The sequence below is a fragment of the Aliihoeflea sp. genome (genome assembly GCF_052435475.1).
Classification (GTDB): Bacteria; Pseudomonadota; Alphaproteobacteria; order Rhizobiales; family Rhizobiaceae; genus Aliihoeflea.
The window spans coordinates 25,989-33,562 of record NZ_JBQVMV010000024.1 but is presented as its reverse complement, the minus strand read 5'-3'; the positions used below and the strand labels follow the sequence as shown (position 1 = coordinate 33,562).

7 protein-coding genes are annotated in these 7,574 nt (G+C 65.0%); 2 read left to right on the top strand and 5 right to left on the bottom strand.

Annotated features, from left to right (window positions below; genetic code table 11):
• Positions 1-108: 108 nt before the first annotated feature.
• From ACT6QU_RS18190 to ACT6QU_RS18170, 5 genes are all read right to left on the bottom strand, one after another.
• Positions 109-1,167 carry an L-idonate 5-dehydrogenase gene (locus ACT6QU_RS18190; protein WP_444565714.1) on the bottom strand — a complete coding sequence of 353 codons (1,059 nt, stop codon included), beginning with the start codon at positions 1,165-1,167 and terminating at the stop codon, positions 109-111.
• 17 nt (positions 1,168-1,184) lie between these two features.
• Complete coding sequence (locus ACT6QU_RS18185; protein ID WP_444565715.1) at positions 1,185-2,465, bottom strand: TRAP transporter large permease; 1,281 nt, start codon at positions 2,463-2,465, stop codon at positions 1,185-1,187.
• Position 2,466: 1 nt separating this feature from the next.
• A complete protein-coding gene (locus ACT6QU_RS18180; protein ID WP_444565716.1) occupies positions 2,467-2,973 on the bottom strand; it encodes a TRAP transporter small permease in 507 nt (168 codons plus the stop codon).
• A gap of 66 nt (positions 2,974-3,039) precedes the next feature.
• The gene (locus ACT6QU_RS18175; RefSeq protein WP_444565717.1) at positions 3,040-4,017 is read right to left on the bottom strand and encodes a TRAP transporter substrate-binding protein; all 978 of its coding nucleotides are present in this window, start codon (positions 4,015-4,017) and stop codon (positions 3,040-3,042) included.
• Positions 4,018-4,057: 40 nt separating this feature from the next.
• A complete protein-coding gene (locus ACT6QU_RS18170; RefSeq protein WP_444565718.1) occupies positions 4,058-4,756 on the bottom strand; it encodes a GntR family transcriptional regulator in 699 nt (232 codons plus the stop codon).
• A 119-nt stretch (positions 4,757-4,875) separates the two neighbouring features.
• On the opposite strand from ACT6QU_RS18170, the gene uxuA reads away from it, so the two are divergent.
• Positions 4,876-6,093: a mannonate dehydratase gene (uxuA, locus tag ACT6QU_RS18165; RefSeq protein WP_444565719.1), complete on the top strand. Its 1,218-nt coding sequence runs from the start codon at positions 4,876-4,878 to the stop codon at positions 6,091-6,093.
• Complete coding sequence (locus ACT6QU_RS18160) at positions 6,090-7,568, top strand: mannitol dehydrogenase family protein (protein ID WP_444565720.1); 1,479 nt, start codon at positions 6,090-6,092, stop codon at positions 7,566-7,568. Before uxuA ends, ACT6QU_RS18160 begins: the two co-directional genes overlap by 4 nt.
• Positions 7,569-7,574: the final 6 nt, after the last annotated feature.

Genomic DNA, 7,574 nt, shown 5'->3' with positions numbered 1-7,574 from the left:
GCGACGACAACTTCCTCGCTTCGGTCCAACTCGCATCAATCCGCATATGGTTGCGGAGTTATGAGTCGGTCACCTAGACTTGTATCGAAATCAGCAAATCATTGGCCGTCAGTCGGCGAAGGAAAGCTGGACTTTCGTGAAGCGTGCGCGGTCAGCGGCCATCCCAAAGGCCGTCGCGGCGTCGTCGAGATCGTGCGTTGCGGAGATGATCGGGCGCACGTCGATCCGGCGCGAGGCTATCAGGCCGACGGCCTGCGCGTATTCGCCGACGAAGCGATGCGTTCCGACAAATGCGATTTCCTTGCCGACGAGCAGGTTGAGCGGCACTGCGACGTCGCCCGCGACTCCGACTTCGACCAGCGTGCCCTGCGGGCGGGTGGCGGCGATGGCGGAGCGGATGGCCGGGCCGGCGGCCGAACATTCGAATACGACGTCGAACGTGCCCTTGCCCGCGCCATAGGCGTCGAGGCGCTCGCCTTCCGTCCCGACATTGATGGTTTCGTCGGCGCCCACGCGACGCGCGGTTTCGAGCGCCATATCCTGCAGGTCGGTAACGACGATGTGGCCCGCGCCCGCATGGCACAGCGCCGCCACGACCAACGCGCCGATGGGACCGGCTCCGGTGACGAGCACCGACTTGCCGGCGAGGTTGCCCGCCGACATGCCGGCACGGTTCAGAGCATGGAGGCAGACCGCGAGCGGTTCGGCGCAGGCCGCCTCGCCCAGCGAGATTTCGGGATTGTCGATCCGCACGCACTGCAAGGCATCGACCACCATCAGGTCGCGGAAACCGCCCTGCTCGTGCGGATAGCGCAGCGCCGAGCCGAAGAAGCGCATGGTCAGGCAATGCTGTTGCAGGCCTTCGCGGCAATAGCGGCACTGGTTGCACGGGCGGCTGGGATTGACCGCCACGCGGTCGCCGACATGCAGCTCTTCGACATCCGGCCCCGTCGCGCGAACCGTTCCGGCGACCTCGTGACCGAGGATGATCGGCTCCTTGACGCGGATCGGACCGAAGCCGCCATCCTGGTAATAGTGAAGGTCGGAGCCGCAGATGCCGCCCGCCCCCATCGCGATCAGAACCTCGCCGGGACCGGGCTCGCGGACGTCGATCTCCTCGATCCGCAGATCGCCCTTGGCATGGAGACGGCAGATTCGTGTCTTCATCGCATACGATCCTGAAATCAGCGCGCCATCAGCGTCGTCGGCAGCCATGTCGCCAGCGGCGGAATGAACGAGACGAGCATCAGAACGACGATGTTGGCGAGCAGGAAGGGCATGATCGCCTTGACCACCGGAAGAAGCGGCAGGCGGGCGATGTTCGCGCAGATGAACAGGCACACGCCCACCGGCGGCGTCGTCAACCCGAGCATCAGGTTGAGCACGGCGAAGGTCGCAAAATGCAAGGGATCGATGCCGACCGCGGTCGCGAGCGTCAAGAGCGGCACGAACAAGATGATCAGCGCCGCGATGGTCTCCATGAACATGCCCACGAACAGGAGAAGCACGTTGATCAGGATGATGATGAGATATTTGTTGTCGGTGATCGACAGCACCGCGGACACGATCATCTGCGGGATGCGCTCGGCCGACAGGATCGAGCCGAACACGTTGGCGAAGCCGACGAGCGCGAGGATGCCGGCCGAGGAAACGGCGCTGTCGATCAGGATCTTCGGAACTCGCTTGATCGGCAGTTCGCGGTAGATGAACGCACCGACGACGAACGCGTAGATCGCCGCGACGATCGCCGTCTCCGTCGGCGTCGCGATGCCGGTCATCAGGCCGCCAACGATCAGCGCCGTCATGGCGAGCGCCCAGAAGGCACCGAAGAAGGAGAGGCCGAGTTCGCGAAGGCCCTTCCATTCCTGCCGCGGAAAGTTACGGCGCACGGAGATGATGTAGCAGGTGATCATCATGCCGACGCCGAGCAGGATGCCCGGGATGGCGCCGGCCAGGAACATCTGCCCAACCGAGATGCCCGATAGGGCGCCGACGATGATCATCGGCACGCTTGGCGGGATCATCGGTCCGACGGTCGAGGAGGCGGCGGTGATGGCGGCGGAAAAATCGGCCGGATAGCCCGATTTCTTCATGCCCGGGATCAGCACCGAGCCGAGCGAGGCCGCATCGGCGACGGCGGTTCCCGAAATGCCGCCAAACAGCATCGAGCCCGCCACGTTCGTCATGCCGAGCCCGCCGCGCATCCAGCCGACCATCGCATTGGCAAAGCGGATGATGCGCTCGGTGATGCCGCCGCCATTCATCAGGTTGCCGGCAAGGATGAAGCCGGGGATGCAAAGCAGGACGAACACATCGATGCCGGCATACATGCGCTGCGGGATGACGACGAGCGGCAGGCCGGCGGCGACGATGTAGGCCAGAGACGATAGGCCGAGGCAGACGGCCACCGGCACGCCCAGCGCGAGCGTTATCAGAAACGTTCCAAACAGCCAGAACAGATCCACGCTATTCCTCCTCGGCGAACTGGGTGCGCCCGTCATCGACACCGGCGAGCATGCCGATGACCCGCAGGAGCGCGAAGACGAACAGGGTGACGGCAAGGACGAGAACGCTGGCGTGGACGAGGTCCATCGACCAGCGCAGGCTGGGCGACGTCTGCATCGCGCCGATGGTGGTGAAGCGCCAGGCGGGCGCGATCATCAGCAAGGCGAGACCGGCCGTCGCGATGGCGGAAACGAAGCGCATCCACCAGGCTTTGCGTTCCGAGACGGCTTCCTGAAGGATGTCCACATTGACGAGATCGCCGCTGCGATATGAAAGCCCGACGCCGAACGCCGCAAGATAGAGCAGCGCGAAACGCGACAACTCTTCCGTCCAGATCGGCGAACTGGCCGAAAAGGTGCGGGTGAAGACCTGGATCGCGACGGTGACGATCAGGATCGCGAAGACCGACCCGAGCGCGATGCGGCACACAAGGCTCAATCCGGCGATGGAGGTACTGACGGCTCTCATGGGCGATCGCCTCGTTTCGGTGACAGGGCGCGGCCCGCGAGGAGCCGCGCCCGTTTCGTTGCGCAATTAGCGGCTGAACAGATCTTCGACGATCGGACGAATGCTCTCGTCGACCGAGTTGATGACCGGCTCGCGTGCCGCCTCGGCGAAGGCGTCGGTGTCGACGTCGACGAAATTCATGCCCTTTTCCTCGAGGTCGTCGCGGATCGCCTGCTCATCTGCCAGGAACTGCTCCCGCTCGAACTCCTGCGCGGCGGCTGCGGCCGTCATGACATGGCCCTGATCCTCTTCCGAAAGCTGGCTCCACACCTGCTCGGAAATCGTCAGGTAGATCCACGAGCGGACGTGCTCGGTCAGGTTGACGTGGCTCTGCACTTCATTGAACGAAGCGGACTGGATCAGCGCCAGCGGGTTTTCCTGGCCCTCGATGGTGCCGTTCTGCAGCGAGGTGAACACCTCGGAGAAAGCCATCGGCGTCGGCGCGGCGCCGAGCGCGGACCAGGTGTCGACGAAGAGCGGCACGTTCGGCACGCGCATGCGGAAGCCGTTGAGGTCGGACGGCGTCTTGATCTCGCGGTTCGAGGTCAGGTTGCGCGGACCACGTGCGAAATAGGCGATCGGACGCACCTGGGCACGCTCGATGACCTGCGCCTCGATCTGGTCGCCGATCTCGCCGCTGGCGACTTCGTCCATCTGTTCGAGAGACGTGTAGGCATAGGGCACGGCTAGAAGTGCGGCCATCGGCGCCCAGTTTTGGAGGCTTTCGCCGGTGATGGTCATCTCGACGGTGCCGAGCTGCATGCCGTTGATGAGGTCCATCTCGCGGCCGAGCGAATCGTTCGGGAACACCTCGACGGCGATGCGGCCGTCGGTCAGCGCCGACAATTCCTCGCCGAACTTGACGGACGCCTTGTGCCAGGAGTTCTGCTCGTTGGCGAGATGGCCGAGCTTGAGCGTCAGTTCCTGCGCCAGCGCGCCGGACGTGGCGAGTGCGGCCAGCGCAAGGCCGGCGGCAAGCGATTTCATGGTCGTCTTCAAGGTCATGTCGATCCTCCCTTTGGATTGTTGGATGTTCGCTGTTCGCTCATCGCACCGCGCCGAAGAGGTCGGGCCGCGCCCGCGCCACTTCGGGCAGCGATTTCAGGATTTCGCGCAGATGCGCGCGCATCGCCGCATCGGCGCTGGCCACGTCGCGGGCGGTGACGGCGGCGACGATGGCTTCGTGCTGCTCGATCAGGAGGCGCACATGCAGTTTCTCGACGCTGAGATACCGCACGCGGTCCATCTGCGCCTTCACTTCCTCGACGACGCGCCACGCATAGGATTTGCCGGCCATGTCGGCGAGCGTCCGGTGGAAATGCTCGTCGAGCTTCACGAAGGCGTCGGAATCGTCTTCGGCGACGTTTTTCTGCGCCGCGATCTGGCGCTTCAGTTCCGTCTCGATCGCCGCATCGCAGCGTTCGGCGACGAGCTTGACGACGTCGGCCTCGATCGCCTCGCGCACGAAGCGCGCGTCCATCACCGCCTCCGTCGAGATCCGCGTGATCATCGTGCCGCGCTGGGGACGAATCTGCACGAGCCCCGCCTCGGCAAGCTTGATGAAGGCTTCGCGCACCGGCTGACGCGACACGTCATAGGCCCGCGCGATCTCGGTCTCGGAAATGAATTCGCCCGGCAGGAGCTCGGTGCGCACGATACGCTCGCGCAGACGCCGGTAGAGCTGCGGCGCGATGGCGGCTGCTCCGTCGATATCCGATGCGCGTGGCGGTGGTGCGTCCGTCAAAATTCACATCCTCCCTTGCCAAAAGTATCCTCCATACTTCCATACTAGTCAACTCTCGTGTTAATGATTTGGCAATGCGCCGCGATCGGCGCCATTTCCGACGGGAGCGAGGACAGACGATGCGACAGACCTGGCGGTGGTTCGGACCCCGCGATCTCACTTCCGTCGACGACATGCGCCAGGCAGGCGTTGAAGGTGTCGTCAGCGCCCTCCACCATGTCGCGACCGGCGCAGTCTGGACCCCCGGGGAAATCCGCCGCCGTCAGGACGCGATCGGCCGGATGAAGGACGGCCGTCCATCCGGCCTGGCCTGGGAGGTGATTGAAAGCCTGCCCGTTTCGGAAGACATCAAGAAGCAGAAGGGCGACTGGCGCGGCCACATCGCCAACTACAAGCAGAGCCTCGCCAACCTGGCCGAAAGCGGTTTGGAAACGATCTGCTACAATTTCATGCCGGTTCTCGACTGGACGCGCACGGACCTCGCCTATCGGGTCGATCATGGCGGCACGTGCATGCGCTTCGACCTGATCGACTTCGCCGCTTTCGACATCCATATCCTCAAGCGCTCCGGCGCTGCCGAAAGCTTTGGGCGCGAGGTCGCTGACGCGGCCGGCGAACGCTTTGCGACGATGAGCGAGGCGCGCAAGGTGGAACTGGCGTCCAACGTGACTGCGGGCCTGCCCGGTTCGACCGAGAGCATGTCGACACAGGACGTGCTGCGCCATATCGGCGAATACGACGCCGTCGACGCGGCGCGCCTGCGCGCCAACTTCGTCGCCTTCCTGGAAGAGGTGACGCCGGTCGCCGAAAAGCTCGGCATGCGGCTATGCTGCCATCCGGACGATCCGCCCTTCCCGCTGCTCGGCCTGCCGCGCATCATGTCCACCGCCGATGATTACAGGCACGTTCTGGGCGCGGTCGATTCACCTGCAAACGGCATGACATTGTGTTCCGGCTCGCTGGGCGCCCGTTCCGACAACGATCTGCCGGCGATCATGCGTGAATTCGCACCGCGCGTGCATTTCCTGCACCTGCGCAACGTCACGCTCGAGACGCCCGGCACGCCCTCCTCGTTCCACGAGGCGGAGCATCTGGGCGGCAATACGGACATGGTCGCGCTGATCGCCGAGATCGTGAAGGAAGAGGCACGCCGCAAGGCCGAAGGCCGCGCCGACCACCAGATTCCGATGCGCCCCGATCACGGCCAGGACATCATCGACGATCTGGGCCGCAAGGGGCAGCCCGGCTACCCGACTATCGGGCGGCTGAAGGGACTTGCCGAATTGCGCGGCATCATGACCGCCTTGACGCACCCCGCGGTGCAGCTTCGCCCATGAGCGCGCGGCTTTCGGCCTCCGCAAAGCCCAGCGCGGGCGTGGCCCTGCCGGGCTATGTGCCCGAGAACCACGGCTGCGGGATCGTCCATATCGGCGTCGGCGCATTCCACAAGGCGCATCAGGCAGTCTACACCGACACGGCGCTGGCGCTCGCCGGCGGCGATTGGCGCATCACCGGCGTCAGCCTGCGCAGTGCCGAAATCGCCGCCGCGCTCAACCCGCAGGACGGGCGCTACGTGCTCCTGACGCGCAGCGCGGATGGCGATCGGGCGCGTCTGATCGGCAGCATCGCAAATGTGCTGGTCGCACCCGAGGCGCCCGACGCAGTCGTCGCGGCCATCGCCCATGCCGCAACGCGCATCGTCACGCTGACCGTCACCGAAAAGGCCTATGGCATCGATCGGACGACAGGCGGGCTCGATCTTCGCCACGATGCCATCGCGCACGATCTCACCACGCCTGACGCGCCGCGCGGCGTCATCGGCTTTCTCGCCGCCGGCTTCGCGCGCCGCCGCGAAACCGGTGCCGGACCTTTGACGATCCTTTGCTGCGACAACCTGCCGGAAAACGGCCGCATCCTGTGCCGTCTCGTCGACGCGTTCACGCGCCAGATCGATCCGGCGCTTGCCGACTGGATCGGCCAGAATGTCCGTTTCCCGTCTTCGATGGTCGACAGGATCACGCCGGCGGCGACCGACCGGACTTTTGCCGACGCCGAACGCATCGGCGGATTGCGCGACGAAGCCGCGGTCGAGACCGAACCTTTCTCGCAATGGATCATCGAGGATGATTTCGCTGCCGGCCGGCCGGCCTGGGACGAAGCGGGCGCGCTCTTCGTCGCGTCGGTTTCCGCCTATGAAAAGATGAAGCTGCGCATGCTCAACGGCGCGCATTCGCTGATCGCCTATGCCGGCTTCCTGGCCGGCTACGAGACGGTCGCGGATGCGATGCGCGACGCCGGTCTCAAGCGCCTCGTCGAGCACCAGATGAAGGCCGCGGCAGCCACCTTGCCGCCCGTCCCCGGCATCGATCTCGAAACCTATCGCGCCGAACTCCTCACCCGCTTCTCCAACCCCGCCATCCGGCACCTGACCTACCAGATCGCGATGGATGGAACCGAAAAGCTGCCCCAGCGCATCGGGGCGCCGCTTACCGAAGCCATCCATGGGTACGCCGATCGGGAACCCTTCGCCTTCGCGCTCGCCGCCTGGATGCGCTATTGCATGGCCGTGGACGAAACCAGCCAAGTGTACGCGCTCCGCGACCCCCGCGAGCCGGTGATCGCACAAGCGGTGGAGGATGCCGGACGCGCGCCGGAGCGGCTTTACACCAAGTTGATCGCGATACCCGGACTGTTTCCCGCCGCGATCGTCGGCGATGCTGCGCTGCGCGATTTGGTCGTCGCACGGCTTTCGACCATGCTCGAACACGGAATGGCCAGGGCGATCGAAACTGCCGCGCCCAGTCCCGCGTGAAGGAGA